The following is a 17,062-nucleotide window of genomic DNA, read 5'->3' as shown; positions in this document are numbered from 1 at the left end:
AAAACTTGAATTGACAATAGCCGAACCAAGACCGCCACGCAACGCTCGTGGCGGGACCAGGAAAGACGATGCGCCGCACCACCACGACCGCCACCTCTGCCGATGCGGGTACTGCCCGCGCCCCCGCCCTGACCACCATCCGCCGGGTCGCTCCCTACCTCTGGCCCGAGGGGCAAGGCTGGGTGAAGCGCCGCGTCGTCGTCGCACTCCTCTTCCTGATCGCGGCCAAGCTCGTCTCGGTTTCGACCCCCTATCTCTACAAGCTGGCGGTTGACAGTCTTTCAAGTGAAGCCGGCTCGGACCCCCGCGCGTTGATCGGCCTTGGCGCTGTGGGTCTGGTCGTGGCCTATGGCCTCGCGCGGCTCGGCTCGGTCGTCTTCGGCGAATTGCGCGATGCCGTCTTCGTCCGGGTCGGCCAGCGCGCGATCCGGCGGCTGGCCATCGAGACCTTCACCCACATCCACCAGCTTTCCCTGCGCTACCACATCACCCGCAAGACCGGGGGCCTGTCGCGCATTATCGAGCGCGGGGTGAAGGGCGTCGATTTCCTTCTGCGCTTCATGCTCCTGTCCATCGGCCCGCTGATCCTGGAACTCACCATGGTCGCCGCCATCTTCGCCTGGGTCTTCGGCTGGCAATACGCTGCCGTCGTCATCGTCACCATCACGCTCTACGTCTGGTTCACCTTCGCCGTCACCGAATGGCGGGTGAAGCTCCGGCGCGAGATGAACGACCAGGACACCGACGCCAACCAGAAGGCCATCGACAGCCTCCTCAATTTCGAAACCGTCAAGTATTTCAATGCGGAAGCCCGCGAGGCCGAGCGATACGACAGCGCAATGCGCCAGTACGAGACGGCGGCGGTCAAGACCGGCCTGTCGCTTTCCTTCCTGAACATCGGCCAGGCGGCCCTGATCACCACCGGCCTTGTGATCGTCATGGGGATGAGCGCGCTTGGCGTTCGGGCGGGCACGTTGACCGTGGGCGATTTCGTCATGGTCAACGCCTACATGATCCAGATCACCATGCCCTTGAACTTCCTCGGTACGGTCTACCGCGAAATCCGGCAGGCGCTGGTCGACATGGGCGAGATGTTCGGCCTCCTTGGCCAGCCGGCCGAGATCACCGATGCCCCGGACGCCCGTCCTCTGGCGATCACCGGCGGCGAGATCACTTTCGATGCGGTCCGCTTTGCGTATGAGCCCGAGCGCCAGATCCTGCACGGCATCAGCTTCAAGGTGAAACCCGGCGATCGGGTGGCGCTGGTCGGCTCGTCCGGCTCGGGCAAGTCCACCATCGGGCGGCTCCTCTTCCGCTTCTACGACATCCAGTCCGGCGCGATCCGGATCGACGGCCAGGACATCCGCGCGGTGACGCAGTCCTCGCTGCACCAGGCGATCGGGGTCGTGCCGCAGGACACCGTGCTCTTCAACGACACCATCCTCTACAACATCGCCTATGGCCGCGCCGGGGCCAGCCGTGCCGAGATCGAGGCCGCCGCGAAAGCCGCGAAGATCCACGACTTCATCATCGGCCTGCCGCAAGGCTATGATACGACCGTCGGCGAACGCGGGCTGAAGCTCTCGGGCGGCGAAAAGCAGCGCGTCGGCATCGCCCGGACGCTCCTGAAGAACCCGCCGATCCTGATCCTGGACGAGGCGACAAGTGCGCTTGACACCCAGACGGAACGCTCGATCCAGGAAAGCCTGCACGAAATGGGGCAGGGGCGCAGCGTGATCGTCATCGCCCACCGGCTGTCGACGATTGCAGATGCCGACCAGATCATCGTTCTGGAAAGGGGCCAGATCGTCGAACAGGGTCGGCACGAAGAGCTTCTGGCCCGCAACGGCCGCTACGCGCAGATGTGGGAACGCCAGTCCGCCGAAGAAGAAGCCGAACCCGCGGGCGAGGCCGCCTGACCGTTCCGGCCCCTGCCACCTCGCGGACCCGTGAACCCCGCCGGATGACAGGCTTTTTCCTTTGACCATCCGGTCAGGCTTCAGCATTCTTTGCCGGTCCGATGGGAGTGGGCGATGCTGGGGCGGCGTCTGGCACTGGTGCTGATCTTCTGGCTGTGCGGGATGACCGCCGCACTGGCCGACAGGCGCGTGGCGCTGCTGATCGCTGCCGAGGACTACGATTACATCCGCCCGCTGGAAAACCCCGCCAACGACGCCCGCGCGCTGGAGGAGGTGCTGGAGAACCTCGATTTCGAGGTGTTCGTCGAAACCAACCGCGACCTGAAACGCACCCGCCGCGCGCTCGATGACTTCAGGGAAGATGCCAGGGGAGCCGACGTGGCGCTCCTGTTCTTCGCCGGGCATGGCGTGGCGATCGACGGGGTCAATTACCTGCTGCCGACCGACGCCGATGCCTCTTCTGCCGAAAAGCTCGCCGAAACCGCGCTGCCCCTGTCCGAAGCCCAGGAAGCCGTCCAGTCCGTCGCCCCGGTGACGATCATCCTCCTGGATGCCTGCCGCGACGATCCCTTCTCGGGCGGCGGGAAAGAGGGCAGGGGCGCCGCCGCGCTGGAGGATGACCCGCCCACGGCAGCCCCGCCAAAACCCGGGATGGGCCGCATGGGCCGCGCCGACGGGGTGCTTTTCGCCTTTTCCGCCGCGCCGGGCGAAACCGCCTCGGATGGCGACGAGAAGAACTCCCCCTTCACGGCAGCCCTTGTCCGCCATTTCGCCACCGCCGGGGTCGAACTGCGCACCGCGCTGACCCTGGTGCAACAGGACGTCTACGACCGCAGCCGGGGCAAGCAGTTGCCCTATATCGAAAGCGGCCTGCCGGAACTGGTGTTCATCTCCGGCCAGGGTGCGCTGCCGGAACGCGACCAGCTCCTGATTGCCATGGCCGACCTCACCCCCGACATCCGGGCCGAGGTCGAAACCCTGGCCGCCGAGCGCAACCTGCCGCTGGCGCCCCTTTATGCCGCGCTCCTCTCCGCTGATCTGGAACGACAGACACCCGAAGAACGTGCGACGATGCTCCTCGGCGCGGCGCAATCCTACGAACAGTTCCAGTCCGAGCTGCAGAAGTTCCAGTCCGACGACCCCCGCGTCGCCGACCTGCGCGCGCGGGCCGAGGAACAGCTCACCCTCGGCGCCTTCGATGCGGCCCGGTCGCTTCTGACCGAGGCGGCGGAAATCGACGCCACCGCCCGCACCACGATCCGCGAAACCTACCTCTCCCGCACGCTGTCCGAAGCCGCGACGCACACGCTGAACGCCAACGCCGCCAAGACCGACCTGCGCTATGACCTTGCCATCTCCGACCTCCAGAAGGCCACTGCGCTCTACGCCGAGGTGGCCGATGAAATGGATCGCGAGGCGCAGTTTTCCTACACCACGGCGCTGACGTCGCTTGGTGAACTTCAGCTTGTCGCCGGAAACACCGAGGCCGCCTGGGCCGCCTACAACGAACGCGCGACCTTCGCGCAAAAGCGCGTCGAGGCCGACGCCACCGATGTCGAATGGGTGCGCGAACTGGTCTGGTCGATGAACGACCTTGGCAGCGTGTTGCAGCAACAGGGCTACCTGAAGGAAGCCGAGACCGCCTATTCCAGCGCGCTCGAATTCTCGCAATGGCAGGCTGACCAGCGCCCGGACGACGTCGACCTGATGCGCGACCGGCAGGTGGCGGTGAACCGCGTCGGCTCGATCCGACTCGCGCGCAACAATGCCGCAGGCGCGCTCGATGCGCATGTCGAGGCGCTGGGCATCGCTCAGACGCTCCTCGACATGGAGCCTGACAACGTCACCTACCGGATGGACATCTCCTTCACCCAGGAACGCATCGGCGATGCGAAACTCTCTCTCGGTGACAAGGAAGGCGCCAAGGCCGCTTTCCAGACCGCACTGGAAATCTCCGAGGCGCTTGTCGCGGAATTTCCCGGCGACCAGGTGATCCGTCGCAATCTTTCGGTCAGTTACGAACGCATCGGCGACATGCTGGTGGACGAGGGCGATTTCACCACCGCGCTGGAAACCTACGGCAAGGCTCTGACAATCCGCGAGGAACTGGCCGCCCTCGACCCCGACAACAAGCCGCGCCAGCGCGATCTTGCGATCAACTTTGACCGGATCGGCGATGTCCAGCGCTACATGGGCGACATGGATTCAGCGCTCATCTCGCATCAGGCGGCGATGTCGATCCGGCAGAACCTCGCGGCACTCGACCCGACCAACATGGTTTGGCAGCAGGACCTTCTGGTCAGCCTCGACCGGATGGGCGACCTGCATTATGCCGACAATGATTTCGTGGCCGCCCTGGAGGTCCAGGAGGAAGCCCGCCGGATTTCCGAAACGCTGGTCTCGCTTGATCCGCAGGATCTCTCGCGCCAGGCCGACCTCGGCAATGCGCTGCGCAAGATCGGCGACACCAAGAACGCGATGGGCGATCCCGTCGGTGGACGCGAGGCGCTGCAGGCGGCGCTGGACCTGCGGCTGTCGCTCGTCGCCGCCGACCCGGCGACGCAGCGCTTTCTGCGTGATGCCGCCGTATCGCTGACCCTGATGGCCGAGCTTGACCTGTCCGAGGGCGATGCCGCCGCCGCCGAACCGCTGATTGCCGATGCCGTAGCGAAGCACACCCAACTTGCCGGGGCCTCGCCCGGCGACGTGTTCATCCTGCGCGACCTGTCGATCGCGCAGAACATCCACGCCTCGGCACTGATGCGGCTCAACCGCAACAGCGAGGCGGTCGAGGTCGCCAGGGCCTCGCTGGAAACCGCCGACCGGCTGCTGCAGATCGCCCCCGACGACCCCGAGCATCTCCATGACCGGCTCGTGACCCTGAACCGCCTGGGCGATGCCCAGTTTGCCCTGGGTGACAACAAGGGGGCAGTCGAAAGCTTCAAGGCCATGGTCGACCAGGGCAACAAGCTCCTGGACATCGACGCCTACAGCACCCCCTGGGCCAATGACCTTGGCCTTGCGCTCGAACGCCTGGGCAACGCGCAATCCGCGGCGGGCGATGTCGCCGCCGCCCTGAAAAGCCACCAGGACGCTTTGGCCCTGCGCGACTGGCTGGTGAACCAGGATCCCTCGAATCCCGACTGGTATCGCAACCTTGCGCTCAGCCAGGCCAGCGTGGCCGACATGCTGGCGCAAGCGAACGACTACGAAGGCGCGCTGCCGCATCAGGACGAATCCCTGCGCATCATGCGCGACCTCTCCGCCGCCTATCCGGACGACGTCTGGTACAAGCTCGACGTCGTCCGCGCCCTCGACCAGCGCGCCATGCTTCTGCAAGACCCCACCGCCGAAAATCAGGAGGCGCTGGGGATGCTGGAAGAGATGCAGTCGGCGGGCACTTTGCCGGAAGGCTATGACGACTGGATCGCCGGCTTCCGCAAGAACCTGGGCCTGCCAACGGATTTCTGACCGCCGGCGCGGCGGGGCGGGGCTTGGCAATGTGCGGCCTTTCCCTGTAAGACGGGGCAAACGACAGGAAAAGGCCAAGGCGTTGAGCAATCCCGACAGCTTCATCGACGAAGTCACCGAAGAGGTGCGCCGTGACCGCCTGTTCCGGCTGTTCCGCAAATACGGCTGGATCGGGGTGGTCATCATCCTTGGCCTCGTCGGCGGCACGGCATGGACCGAATGGTCCAAGTCGCGCGCGGAAGCCCGGGCGCAGGCCTTCGGCGACGGGGTGATCGACGCGCTCGACCAGGGCACGCCCGAAGAACGCCGCGAGGCGCTGGCCGCCGTGCCCTCGGACGCGGCGCAGTCCGCAATCCTGAACCTGATCATGGCCTCCGATCCGGACGAGGATAAGGCTGCGACGCTTGCCGCGCTCGACAAGGTCGCGAACGACAACGCCCTTGGCCCGGCCTACCGCGACCTCGCCGTTCTGCGCCGGGTCCTCGTGGCGGGTGCCGACCTTCCGCTCGCCGACCGCCGCGCGGCGCTGGAAGCCATCGCCACGCCGGGACGTCCCTATCGTGTCCTCGCCGAAGAGCAACTCGGGTATCTGCTGGTGGAAGAAGGCAAGCGCGACGACGCCATTGCCGCCCTGACCGCGCTTGCGCAGGATCAGGAAGCCTCGGGCGCGCTGCGGGCGCGGCTGGGGCAGGTCGTGACGGCGCTTGGCGGCACGATGCCCACAGCCGCGGGCGGCTGAGGCGGGCGATGGGTGTGAGCGAAAGGTCCTTTCAGGTGGCAGGCATGAAGTTCAGGAAGATGGGCGGCAGGCTGATGACCGGCGCGGGGCTTCTGGTGCTTCTGGCCGCCTGCGGCAACAAGGAAGTGATCCTGCAGGGCGAACGCTTCCCGGTGCGCGCCGACCTTGATGCCTCGATCCCGGTAGAAGGCCAACCCGCCCCGACCGCCCCGGCCGAGGCCGAGAACCGCAGCCAGCCGATCTCGCTCGGCGCGCAGACCGGCGGCGACTGGACCCACCGCGCAGGCAACGCGCGCCACCTGATGCCGCATGCCGCCCTGTCGGCCACGCCGCGCCTGGCCTGGGCCGCCAACATCGGTAGCGGCTCCAACCGCAAGAACCGCATTTCCGCCGCCCCCGTCGTCGCGGACGGCCGCGTCTTCACCATCGACGCGGGCACCGCCGTCACCGCGACCTCGACCAGCGGTGCCACGCTCTGGACCAGCGATCTGACCGCCTCCTTCGACAAGGGCGGCGGCCAGTCGGCGGGCGGACTCGCCACCTCGGGCAACCGCGTCTTCGCCACCACCGGCTATGGCGAGCTTGTGTCGCTCGATGCCGCCTCGGGTGCGATCCTCTGGCGCCAGCGCGTCGATGCGCCGATCAGCGGCGCCCCGGCGACCGATGGCAGCACGGTCTATGTCTCCGGCATGGATGGCTCGGCCTGGGCGGTCGACGCAGCGAATGGCAAGGTGATCTGGCAAGTCGTCGGCACCCCCGGCAAGACAGCCTATGTCGGCACCGCCGCGCCCAGCATCGGCGACCGCGCGGTGGTCTTCCCCTCGGCCGCGGGGGACCTGATGGCCGTCCTGAAGATCGGCGGCGGCACCAAGATCTGGCAGGTATCGCTCGCGGGCAAGCGGCTCGGCCGCGCCTATGCGTTGACCTCCGACGTCACCGGCGACGCGGTGATCGCGGGCAAGACCATCTATGCTGGCTCGGGTGCCGGCCGGACGGTGGCAATATCCGCTTCCGCGGGCGAGCGGATCTGGTCGGCGGGCGAAGGCGCGCTCGGCCCGGTCGCCGTGGCGGGCGGCTCGCTCTTCCTGGTGAACGACGAAGCCAGGCTTGTCCGCCTCGACGCCGCCACGGGCGAGGTGATCTGGGCAGTCGACATGCCCTATTTCACCCAGGAAAAGATCAAGAAGCGCAAGGGCATCTACGCGCATTACGGGCCGGTCCTGGCGGGCGGGCGGGTGATGGTCGTTTCCTCCGACGGTCTCCTGCGCGCCTTCGACCCAACGGATGGCAGTCTCGCCTACACCGCCGAAATCCCCGGCGGTGCGGCCGCACAACCGGCCGTGGCGGGGGGCACGCTCTACGTTGTCAGCGGCAAGGGCCAACTTCTCGCTTTCCGATAGGGCGCAAGCCGTGTATCTGGGCGGCTTGCCGAAGCCTGGACGCATGCCATGACCTTCACCCTCGCCATCGTGGGCCGCCCCAATGTGGGCAAGTCGACGCTCTTCAACCGCCTCGTCGGGCGCAAGCTTGCGCTGGTCGATGACCAGCCCGGCGTCACCCGCGACCTGCGCGAAGGCGACGCGAAGCTCTTCGACCTGCGCTTCACCGTGATCGACACCGCGGGGCTTGAGGAAGTCACCGACGACAGCCTGCAAGGCCGGATGCGCCGCCTGACCGAGCGCGCCGTGGACATGGCCGATGTCTGCCTGTTCCTGATCGACGGCCGCACCGGCGTCACCCCCTCGGACGAGGTCTTCGCCGAAATCCTGCGCAAGAAGGCCGCCCGTGTCCTTCTCGGCGTCAACAAGGCCGAGGGCAAGGCGGGCGACAGCGGCGCGCTGGAAGCCTACAGCCTTGGTCTCGGTGAACCGATCCGCCTCTCCGCCGAACATGGCGAGGGGATGGACGACCTTTACGCCGCGCTGATGCCGTTCGAGGACGAATTCACCGCGCGCGACGCCGAAGTCCTGCCGGAAACCGACACCGACATCTCCGAGGACGAGGCCGAGCTTGAGGCGGACGAAAACGCCCACAAGCCGACCGCCGCGAAACCCCTGCAGATCGCCGTCATCGGCCGCCCCAACGCTGGAAAATCCACCCTGATCAACAAGATCCTGGGCACCGACCGGATGCTCACGGGACCGGAGGCCGGGATCACCCGCGACGCGATTTCCGTCCGCGCCGACTGGCAGGGCACGCCGATCCGCATCTGGGACACCGCCGGCATGCGCAAGAAGGCCCGCGTGGTGGAAAAGCTCGAAAAGCTTTCCGTCGCCGATGGCCTCCGCGCCGTGCGCTTCGCCGAGGTGGTGGTCGTGCTTCTCGACGTGGAAATCCCCTTCGAGGTGCAGGACCTCCGCATCGCCGACTTCGCCGAAACCGAAGGCCGGGCGGTGGTCGTCGCCGTCAACAAATGGGACCTTGAGGACGAAAAGCAGGAAAAGCTCGCCGAACTGAAAGAGATGTTCGAACGCCTCCTGCCGCAGTTGCGCGGCGCTCCGCTCGTCACCGTGTCGGCAAAGACGGGCAGGGGCCTCGACCGCCTGCACGATGCGATCCGCAAGGCGCATGACGTCTGGAACCGCCGCATCCCGACCGCGCGGCTCAACTCCTGGCTCGGCGCGATGACCGAGGCGCATCCGCCGCCGGCCCCCGGCGGCCACCGGATCAAGCTGCGCTACATGACCCAGGCGAAGACCCGGCCTCCGGGCTTCATGATCAAATGCTCGCGGCCCGACGAACTGCCGGAAAGCTACAAGCGCTATCTGGTCAACGGCCTCCGCGACCATTTCGACATGCCGGGCACGCCGATCCGGCTGTTCCTGCGCTCCCAGGGCGACCAGAACCCGTGGAAGGAACGCAAGTTCCACACGCCCAGCCGGTTGCGCAAGCACATCGACGGCAAATCCGGGTCCGGCCCGAAAAGCTGATCTACCAGGCTTCGGCCAGAATCCAGTCTCGCCGCCGCTTGTACACCGGGTCCAGCGACAGCGATGCCAGCCGGTTGGCATGGGCGTTGCAGGCAGCGTCCTGCAACGCCATCAACGCAGCATCGCGCTCCAGGGTCGCGCTGGCCCATGATCGGGCCGCAGCGAGCGGGATGGCGCAATCGGCCGTATCTTCCTCGTGCTTGTTGCAGTCCAGCCAGAATGTCTTGAACGCCCGTCGGTCCGCCACGGTCCCGGCGCTTCCGACGGTACTCGACAGATAGCTGTCAAGATTGCGCAGCGGATACCGCTCGATCCGCACCAGGTCGCTGGCGCCGCGGCAATCCACCTGTGTCTGTGCCGCATCCTGTGCAAGCGCCGACATCGGTCGCCCGGACCCGTCCAGCCACGCCGCCTTGGCCCCTTCGCGCAACACGGGCCGGTGCGCGCCCAGCCTTTCCACCGGCCCGGACAGGCGGACCAGGCTGCGGGCCCGGCGCATTGCCTTTGGCTTGCCCGGCGTCGTCTTCTGATGGCGCGGCAGGCGCTCGGTCACCCAACCGGGCTGGAATCCATCGCACTGGTTCGCGCCGTGGACCACCTCCGCGGCGCTCAGGACATCGAACCCGCCCGTCTTCCGGTAAAGCGCCGAAAGCGTCCGGTCGCCGACCCGGACGTTCAGGAATTCGTCGATCGCCAGCGGCATCGCATATGCAGACTGGCGCAGCGCGGGAAGGTGGCGCGCATAGGCCAGCCAGTCGCCCTCGCCCCCGGCCAGAGCGGGATGGGGAAGGTGTTGCACCAGGCCCATCGCATCGAGCCGGTCCAGAAGCGCCGTCGTCGCGACATCCTCGCCCCGATTGAAGGCGACGACGGTGTCGATACCCGCCGCCTTGTGCCAGGCAAGCCATTCCAGGATCCACGGGCCATCGGCCCCGACCTCGGTGACAAGCGCGGTGCGCAGCGGCGATGCCGGGGCGGCGGAGTGCGCAACCTCGCGATGCAGGATGCGGACCGAGGCGAAAGGGACTCCGTCCGGCACGGCAAGGCCCTTGGCCTTCAGAACCCGCCCGATCCGGTCCAGCCCCGCCCTGCCATAGACCTTCGGATGCAGTTCGATCACCAGCGTCCGGACCGACGACAGGTCCACCGCATCGAAAAGGCCAAGTTCACCGCCTTCGATGTCGCAGATGATCACTGTCGGTCGCAGCCGTTCTACCAGCGCGCGGATGCCGATCTGGGGCAGCTTCGCCACGCTGTCATAGGGGCGCGAGGCCGGTTCCATCGACGAAGCCCAGAAATCCGGCCGCAGGTAGAAGTCGATGTCGGGACCATCCTCGGCAGCGGCCACCCCGCTGATCACCGTGACATTCCGCAGACCGTTCAGCCGGTGCGTCTCGCGGATCAACGGGATAAGGCCGGGATTGGCCTCGACCGTGGTCACGCTGTCGATGCCGGGACTGAGCCCGGCCACGGTGGACAACAGGCCCACGCCCGCCCCGAGTTCCAGCACCCGATCCCCCGGCCGCAGCATGCGCCGGACGGCGGCAACTTCCCGCGCCTCATAGCGGTTGCCACGCAGCGGGCCCTCGATCTTGGGCGAGATGATCGCCGGAACGAAGGGCACCTTCACCCCGCTGGAGACGATGACCTCGTCATAGGCGGGCAGCGGCTGGGTCTCGACTGCCACTGAACGGGAAGCACGCGTGGGGGCGATGGTCGGATTCCTTCTTGGATGGCAAGCGCAGGCCGCCGTCACAGTGGCTGGCATCGGGCAGCGGCGTCAACCTGCCTTTGCGGGCAGGCAACGGGACCCGGGATGTGGCGGGATCAGACCAGCACGCCCTCAGCCGTGATCCGGCGCTTCCCGCCCAGCCAGGGCACCAGAGCCGCGGGAAGCTCAATCGACCCGTCCGCCTGCTGGCCATTCTCCAGGACCGCGATCAGGCAGCGGCCCACGGCAAGGCCCGACCCGTTCAGCGTCGCCACGAACTCGGGCTTGCCGCCCGCCGGACGATAGCGCGCATTCATCCGCCGCGCCTGGAACTGACCGCAGGTCGAACACGACGAAATCTCGCGATAGGTGTTCTGCCCGGGCAGCCAGACCTCCAGGTCATGGGTTTTCTGGCTGCCGAATCCCATGTCGCCGGTACACAGAACGATCGTCCGGTAGGGCAGCCCCAGCCGCTCCAGCACTGCTTCCGCGCACTTGGTCATTCTTTCGTGTTCGGCCAGCGCGGTTTCCGGCGTGCAGATCGTCACCATCTCGACCTTTTCGAACTGGTGTTGCCGCAGCATCCCCGTGGTGTCCTTGCCCGCCGACCCGGCCTCGGACCGGAAGCAATGTGTATGCGCGGTCATCCGCAGGGGCAGCGCGCCCTCGTCCAGAATATCCCCCGCGACCGAGTTGGTGAGCGTGACTTCCGAGGTCGGGATCAGCCACCAGCCGTTCGTCGTCTGATAGCTGTCCTCGGCGAATTTCGGCAGCTGGTTGGTGCCGTACATCGCCTCTTCCTTGACCAGCACCGGGGTCCAGGTCTCGGCCAACCCGTGCTCGGCCGTGTGCAGGTCGATCATGAACTGTGCCAGCGCCCGATGCACCCGCGCCACCGCGCCCCGCAGCACCACGAAGCGGCTCCCGGAAAGCTTGGCCGCCGTGGCGAAGTCCAGCCCTCCCTTCGCCGCCGGAATATCGAAATGTTCCAACGGCTTGAACGCCATGTCACGCGGAGTTCCCCAGCGACGGATTTCCACGTTGCCGCTCTCGTCCGGCCCCTCTGGCACCTCGTCCAGCGCGATGTTGGGAATGCGCATCAGCGCATCGCGCAACCGCGCGTCCTCGGCCCCCGCCTCCTCGGTCAGCCGCGCGCCCTCGGCCTTCTTCTCTGCCACCAGCGCCCTGAGCCGCTCGAACTCCGCGTCATCCCCCCGCGCCTTCGCCGCCCCCACATCCTTCGATGCCGCGTTCTGCGCCGCCGCCGCCGTCTCCGCCGCCAGGATCTTCGCCCGCCGCGCCTCGTCCATCGCCAGCAGCTCGGCCGACATCCCCGCCAGCCCGCGGCGTGCCAGCGCCGCGTCGAACGCAACGGGGTTTTCGCGGATGAAGCGGATGTCGTGCATGATCGAAGCCTCCTGAACGCCTGCGCCCGCGCTTATGCCCGATTACGCGGCAGGGGGGAAGGCACTCAGCCGCGCGCGCCCTCTGGCAAAGCCGGGCGAAAGGCCTTACATGAGCCGACAATCGAAAACGGGCACCGCGACAGGTGGCAGCCCGGCCCCGCCAAGAGAGGATGCCCATGTTCGTCACCCCCGCCTTCGCGCAAACCGCAGGCGCCGCCCCCGGCGGTGCCGCCGCCTTCGCCCAGTTCCTGCCGATCGTCCTGATCTTCGTGATCTTCTACTTCCTCCTGATCCGCCCGCAGCAGAAGAAGATGAAGCAGCATCGCGCGATGGTCGACGCCTTGCGCCGCGGCGACCAGGTCGTCACCGCGGGCGGCATCGTCGCCAAGGTCTCCAAGGTGCAGGACGACGGCATGGTCGAGGTCGAGATCGCCGACGGGGTCAAGGTGAAGGTCGTCAAGCACACCATCACCCAGGTCCTGAACAAGACCGAACCCGCCGCAAGCTAAGGCCTGACCCATGGAACCGATGGCGCTGTGGAAGCGTGTCTTCATCCTGATCGTGTGCGCCTGGGGCATCGTCGCCGCGCTTCCCAACGCCTTCTATGCCAAGGTCGAAAGCCACAATGACGCTGTTGCCGCGATCGCGGCAGCCGGCGGCACGGCCACGCCTGAACAAGAGGCCGCCAAGGCCGCCTGGCCCGCTTTCCTGCCCTCGGCCCTGATGAACCTTGGCCTTGACCTGCGCGGCGGCGCGCATCTTCTGGCAGAAGTCCAGGTCGAGGACGTCTACAAGGCCCGCATGGATGCCCTCTGGCCCGAGATCCGCGATGCGCTTCGCGACCTGCGCGACCAGGTCGGCGCCGTCCGCCGCGCGCCCGCGCCCGACGGTGTGTTGCGGGTGACGCTGACGAATGCCGAGGGGATGCCCGCCGCGCTTGAGGCCGTCCGTGGCCTCAGCTCCAGCGTCGTCACGCTGACCGGCGTCGGTCAAAGCACGCTTGATGTCACCTCCGAGGGCAACGATATCGTCGTGCAGCTTTCCGAGGCCGAAAAGCGGGCCACCGATGAACGCACCATGCAGCAGTCGCTGGAAATCATCCGCCGCCGGGTCGACGAGGCCGGGACGCGCGAGCCGACGATCCAGCGCCAGGGGACGGACCGGATCCTGATCCAGGTGCCCGGCATCGGCTCGGCGGATGAGTTGAAGAAACTGATCGGCCAGACCGCCAAGCTGACCTTCAACGCTGTCGTCAGCCGCACCGCCGACGCGGGCGCGACTGCGGGACCGCGCAACGTTCTCCTGCCCTCGCAGGACGAAAACGGCATTTATTACATCATCGAGGAAAGTCCCGTCGTCTCGGGCGACGAGCTGGTCGATGCCCAGCCCTCCTTCGACCAGAACGGCTCGCCTGCCGTCAGCTTCCGCTTTGACACCACCGGCGCCCGCAAGTTCGGCGACTACACCGCCAACAATATCGGCGCCCCCTTCGCCATCGTGCTCGACAACCAGGTGATCTCCGCCCCGGTGATCCAGAGCCACATTCCCGGCGGCTCGGGCATCATCACCGGCAGCTTCACCGTCGAGGATTCCACCCGCCTTGCGGTCCTTCTGCGTGCCGGGGCGCTTCCGGCGGAAATGACCTTCCTCGAAGAACGCACCATCGGCCCCGAACTCGGCCAGGACTCGATCGACGCCGGCCGGATCGCCGCCGTCGTCGGCATGCTTGCGGTATCGGTCTTCATGATCGCGTCCTACGGTATATTCGGCGTCTTCGCCAACATCGCGCTGGCCATCAACATGGCTCTCATCATTGCGGTCCTGTCCCTGATCGGCGCGACGCTGACCTTGCCGGGCATCGGCGGCATCGTGCTGACCATCGGCATGGCGGTCGACGCCAACGTCCTGGTCTACGAACGCATCCGCGAGGAATTGCGCCAGGCCAAGACGCCGGGCCGCGCCATCGAACTGGGTTACGAACGCGCGCTTTCTGCCATTGTCGACGCCAACCTCACCACCCTGATCACGGCCACCGTGCTGTTCTTCATGGGGGCGGGTGCCGTGAAGGGCTTTGCCGTCACGCTGGGCATCGGCGTCATCACCTCGGTCTTCACCGCGATCTACATCACGCGGCTGATCATCGAGCTGTGGATGCGCTGGACCAAACCCAAAACGATCGTCGTGTAAGGAGAAGCACCATGGCCTGGCGTCTGCGACTTGCCCCGGAAAAGACCAACATCGACTTCTTCAAGCACCAGTGGCTGACCTTTGGCGGCTCGGCGCTTCTCATGGTCCTGGCCTTCTTGGCCTGGGGTGTGATGGGGCTGAACTTCGGCATCGACTTCAAGGGCGGCACCACGCTCCGCACCGAATCCGTCAATGCGGTCAACGTGGGTGCCTATCGCGCTGCGCTCGAGGAACTGCCGATCGGCGATGCCGCGATCACGGAAGTGTTCGACACGAACTTTGCGCCCGACCAGCATGTCGCGATGATCCGCGTATCGGCTGCCGAACAGGACGAGGCGCTGTCGCCCGAGCTTCTGAACGATGTGAAGGCGGCGCTGGTCAAGGTTGACCCGCAGCTCAAGGTCGTGGCCGAGGAAACGGTCGGACCCAAGGTTTCCAGCGAACTGGTCTGGACCTCGGTGCTTGCGGTCGGGATCACCTCGATTGCCATCATGGGCTACATCTGGATGCGCTTCGAATGGCAGATGGCGCTGGGCGGCGTGCTGGCGCTCTTGCACGACGTGTTCATCACCGTCGGTATCTTTGCCTTCTTCCAGTTGAAATTCGACCTGACGATCATCGCGGCCTTGCTGACGATCCTCGGCTATTCGATCAACGACACCGTCGTCGTCTTTGACCGGCTGCGGGAAAACCTGCAGAAATACAAGACCATGCCGCTGCGCGACGTGATGAACCTCTCGGTCAACGAAACCCTCAGCCGGACGCTCATGACGTCGATCACCACCCTGATCGCCGTGGGCTCGCTTCTGGTCTTCGGCGGCGACGTGATCCGCGGCTTCTCCTTCGCGATCTTCATGGGCGTGCTGCTGGGCACCTATTCCTCGGTCTATGTCGCAAAGAACCTCGTCCTGTTCATCGGACTCGACCGCAGCGACAAGCCGAAGAAGGCCGACAAGAACGAGTTCGCCAACGTCGACGCCTGATCCGATGCGCCTCACCGAAGTCACCTACGGCTCGGCCAAGGCAATCGAGGGCTACGGCCCCGGCTTCTTCCGCGTGGCAGGCCATGTCCTGCGCGGGCCCTGCCTGATCACGCCATGGGATGCGGGCCCCTGGGGCGGGTTCGCGGATACCGCCGCGCCCCTGACCCTGGTGGACAAGATCGATGTCCTTTTCGTCGGCACCGGCAGCAGCATCGCCCATGTGCTCCCGGCCTTCCGCGAAGCGCTGGAAGGGCAGGGGATCGGGGTGGAGGTCATGGCCTCGCCCACCGCAGCCCGCACCTACAACGTGCTCCTCGGCGAAGGCCGCCGGGTCGCAGCGGCGCTGATCCCGGTCGACTGAGCTACCAGCGCCTGCTCCGGTCGATCCTGTCGCGCAGCCGGACCATCGCCCGCCACAAGGCCCGTGTCTTCGACCAGAACAGCCAGCCGTACAGCGCAGCTGCGCCTCCGAAGATCGCCGCCAGTGTGACCCAGGTGGTCAGGTCGCGGAATTCGCCACCGTTCCCTCCTGCGCGGAAATCGGGTCGAGGGTGGACACCCCCGACCTGACCGCTCTGGTTAAGCCTTCCTGAATGTCCGCAGCCAACACCTTGAAATCGTTGACCCGGATTTTCTGTCCACCGTGGACACCCGTCACGCCCCGGCGATCTGCTTCGCTTTCTGGACCAGCACTTCCGCCTGCCGGATCGAGGCATAGTCGATCAGCCGCCCGTCCAGCGACACCGCCCCCTTGCCCTCGGCCGCGGCCTGCGCCATCGCCTCCAGGATCCGCTTGGCCCGCGTGACCTCGGCCTCGGACGGGCTCATCACCTCGTTCGCCAGCGCGATCTGGCTCGGGTGGATCGCCCACTTCCCCTCGCAGCCCAAGACCGCCGCCCGCTTCGCCGCCGCCCGATACCCATCCGGGTCCGAAAAGTCGCCGAACGGCCCATCCACCGGCCGCAGCCCGTTCGCCCGCGCCGCCACCACCATCCGGGCCAGCGCATAGTGCCACATATCGCCCCAATGCACCGCGCGGGTGCCATCCTCCAGCTTGTCGGTCAGCACCGAATAGTCCGGGTTCACCCCGCCGATGATCGTCGTCCGCGCCCGGGTCGAGGCGGCATAGTCCGCCACCCCGAAATGCAGCGACTCGTTCCGCTTCGACGCGCCCGCAATCTCGGTGACGTTCTGCATCCCCAGCGCCGTCTCGATGATGTGCTCGAAGCCGATCCGCTTCTTCAGGCCCTTCGCATCCTCGATCTGCGTGACCATCATGTCGACCGCATAGACGTCCGCCGCCGTCCCGACCTTCGGGATCATGATCAGGTCCAACCGCTCCCCGGCCTGTTCCACCACATCCACCACGTCGCGGTACATGTAATGCGTGTCGAGACCGTTGATCCGCACCGACATGGTCTTCTTGCCCCAGTCGATCTCGTTCAGTGCCTTGATGATGTTCTTGCGGGCCTGCGCCTTGTCGTCGGGCGCGACGGCATCCTCCAGGTCCAGGAAGATCACGTCCGCGTCGGACGCGGCGGCCTTCTCGAACATCTGGGGGGCGCTGCCCGGAACGGCCAGCTCGCTGCGGTTCAGGCGCGCGGGCGCCTGCGTGATGACGTGGAAAGACATGTTTGGGCTCCTGCCAAGGTAGGAGCTGCACCCGCCCTAGGCATCCGCGATGCCGGGGCGGTTCGTCAAGCCGGAAAATGCGCC

12 protein-coding genes are annotated in these 17,062 nt (G+C 66.6%); 9 read left to right on the top strand and 3 right to left on the bottom strand.

The window, feature by feature from the left end; all coding sequences use genetic code 11:
• Window positions 1-68 precede the first annotated feature (68 nt).
• From JNL31_RS17540 to der, 5 genes are all read left to right on the top strand, one after another.
• Complete coding sequence (locus JNL31_RS17540; RefSeq protein ID WP_294976111.1) at window positions 69-1,919, top strand: ABC transporter ATP-binding protein/permease; 1,851 nt, start codon at window positions 69-71, stop codon at window positions 1,917-1,919.
• Window positions 1,920-2,033: 114 nt separating this feature from the next.
• Window positions 2,034-5,390, top strand: coding sequence for a caspase family protein (locus tag JNL31_RS17535; RefSeq protein ID WP_294976108.1), 3,357 nt, complete (start codon window positions 2,034-2,036; stop codon window positions 5,388-5,390).
• A gap of 82 nt (window positions 5,391-5,472) precedes the next feature.
• Window positions 5,473-6,129 carry a tetratricopeptide repeat protein gene (locus JNL31_RS17530; protein ID WP_294976106.1) on the top strand — a complete coding sequence of 219 codons (657 nt, stop codon included), beginning with the start codon at window positions 5,473-5,475 and terminating at the stop codon, window positions 6,127-6,129.
• 44 nt (window positions 6,130-6,173) lie between these two features.
• Window positions 6,174-7,529, top strand: a complete 1,356-nt coding sequence (locus JNL31_RS17525; RefSeq protein WP_294976104.1) for a PQQ-like beta-propeller repeat protein — start codon at window positions 6,174-6,176, stop codon at window positions 7,527-7,529.
• Window positions 7,530-7,577: 48 nt separating this feature from the next.
• Window positions 7,578-9,059 (top strand): ribosome biogenesis GTPase Der, encoded by a 1,482-nt coding sequence (gene der, locus JNL31_RS17520; RefSeq protein WP_294976101.1) that lies wholly within the window; start codon window positions 7,578-7,580, stop codon window positions 9,057-9,059.
• Window position 9,060: 1 nt separating this feature from the next.
• On the opposite strand, the gene JNL31_RS17515 is transcribed toward der, so the two are convergent.
• Window positions 9,061-10,746, bottom strand: coding sequence for a glycosyltransferase family 2 protein (locus JNL31_RS17515; RefSeq protein ID WP_294976098.1), 1,686 nt, complete (start codon window positions 10,744-10,746; stop codon window positions 9,061-9,063).
• A gap of 140 nt (window positions 10,747-10,886) precedes the next feature.
• The gene (gene serS, locus JNL31_RS17510) at window positions 10,887-12,176 is read right to left on the bottom strand and encodes a serine--tRNA ligase (protein WP_294976094.1); all 1,290 of its coding nucleotides are present in this window, start codon (window positions 12,174-12,176) and stop codon (window positions 10,887-10,889) included.
• A gap of 176 nt (window positions 12,177-12,352) precedes the next feature.
• Here serS and yajC point away from each other — a divergent pair, with 176 nt between their 5' ends.
• Genes yajC through JNL31_RS17490 form a run of 4 tightly spaced genes read left to right on the top strand, consistent with a single transcriptional unit; the run spans window position 12,353 to window position 15,707 of the window.
• The gene (yajC, locus tag JNL31_RS17505) at window positions 12,353-12,685 is read left to right on the top strand and encodes a preprotein translocase subunit YajC (RefSeq protein WP_294976091.1); all 333 of its coding nucleotides are present in this window, start codon (window positions 12,353-12,355) and stop codon (window positions 12,683-12,685) included.
• Window positions 12,686-12,695: 10 nt separating this feature from the next.
• Window positions 12,696-14,363 (top strand): protein translocase subunit SecD, encoded by a 1,668-nt coding sequence (gene secD, locus JNL31_RS17500; RefSeq protein WP_294976088.1) that lies wholly within the window; start codon window positions 12,696-12,698, stop codon window positions 14,361-14,363.
• An 11-nt stretch (window positions 14,364-14,374) separates the two neighbouring features.
• Window positions 14,375-15,346: a protein translocase subunit SecF gene (secF, locus tag JNL31_RS17495; protein WP_294976085.1), complete on the top strand. Its 972-nt coding sequence runs from the start codon at window positions 14,375-14,377 to the stop codon at window positions 15,344-15,346.
• A 4-nt stretch (window positions 15,347-15,350) separates the two neighbouring features.
• The gene (locus JNL31_RS17490; RefSeq protein ID WP_294976083.1) at window positions 15,351-15,707 is read left to right on the top strand and encodes an Mth938-like domain-containing protein; all 357 of its coding nucleotides are present in this window, start codon (window positions 15,351-15,353) and stop codon (window positions 15,705-15,707) included.
• Window positions 15,708-16,000: 293 nt separating this feature from the next.
• Here the strand turns inward: JNL31_RS17490 and JNL31_RS17485 are convergent, their stop codons facing one another.
• Entirely contained in the window at window positions 16,001-16,978 is a 978-nt protein-coding gene (locus JNL31_RS17485; RefSeq protein WP_294976080.1) for a CoA ester lyase, read from the bottom strand.
• Window positions 16,979-17,062: the final 84 nt, after the last annotated feature.

This window comes from Tabrizicola sp. (assembly GCF_016792905.1).
GTDB lineage: Bacteria > Pseudomonadota > Alphaproteobacteria > Rhodobacterales > Rhodobacteraceae > Tabrizicola.
The sequence above is the reverse complement of the archived record's forward strand: the minus strand, read 5'-3'. Positions and strand labels throughout refer to the sequence as shown.

Excerpts from the sequence above, each read along its gene's own strand:
- der (WP_294976101.1), top strand. The coding sequence starts at position 7,578 with ATGACCTTCACCCTCGCCATCGTGGGCCGCCCCAATGTGGGCAAGTCG.
- JNL31_RS17525 (WP_294976104.1), top strand. The coding sequence starts at position 6,174 with ATGAAGTTCAGGAAGATGGGCGGCAGGCTGATGACCGGCGCGGGGCTT.
- JNL31_RS17540 (WP_294976111.1), top strand. The coding sequence starts at position 69 with ATGCGCCGCACCACCACGACCGCCACCTCTGCCGATGCGGGTACTGCC.
- serS (WP_294976094.1), bottom strand. The coding sequence starts at position 12,176 with ATGCACGACATCCGCTTCATCCGCGAAAACCCCGTTGCGTTCGACGCG.
- JNL31_RS17485 (WP_294976080.1), bottom strand. The coding sequence starts at position 16,978 with ATGTCTTTCCACGTCATCACGCAGGCGCCCGCGCGCCTGAACCGCAGC.
- secF (WP_294976085.1), top strand. The coding sequence starts at position 14,375 with ATGGCCTGGCGTCTGCGACTTGCCCCGGAAAAGACCAACATCGACTTC.
- JNL31_RS17535 (WP_294976108.1), top strand. The coding sequence starts at position 2,034 with ATGCTGGGGCGGCGTCTGGCACTGGTGCTGATCTTCTGGCTGTGCGGG.
- yajC (WP_294976091.1), top strand. The coding sequence starts at position 12,353 with ATGTTCGTCACCCCCGCCTTCGCGCAAACCGCAGGCGCCGCCCCCGGC.
- secD (WP_294976088.1), top strand. The coding sequence starts at position 12,696 with ATGGAACCGATGGCGCTGTGGAAGCGTGTCTTCATCCTGATCGTGTGC.
- JNL31_RS17490 (WP_294976083.1), top strand. The coding sequence starts at position 15,351 with ATGCGCCTCACCGAAGTCACCTACGGCTCGGCCAAGGCAATCGAGGGC.